This is a genomic window from Terribacillus saccharophilus (genome assembly GCF_002272075.1).
GTDB classification, from domain to species: domain Bacteria; phylum Bacillota; class Bacilli; order Bacillales; family Amphibacillaceae; genus Terribacillus; species Terribacillus saccharophilus_A.
Map to the genome: position 1 here is coordinate 1 of NZ_NPBJ01000067.1, position 232 is coordinate 232.

1 rRNA gene is annotated in these 232 nt (G+C 52.6%); it reads right to left on the reverse strand.

The features are described 5' to 3' along the window. A 23S ribosomal RNA gene (locus CHH48_RS19240) occupies positions 1–232 on the reverse strand; the annotation flags it as partial.

The following is a 232-nucleotide window of genomic DNA, read 5'->3' on the forward strand; positions in this document are numbered from 1 at the left end:
ACTTACCTGACAAGGAATTTCGCTACCTTAGGACCGTTATAGTTACGGCCGCCGTTTACTGGGGCTTCGGTTCACAGCTTCGGGACGAAGTCCCTAACCATTCCCCTTAACCTTCCAGCACCGGGCAGGTGTCAGCCCCTATACTTCGCCTTACGGCTTTGCAGAGACCTGTGTTTTTGCTAAACAGTCGCTTGGGCCTTTTCACTGCGCCTTCTCCTTAAAAGAAGCACCC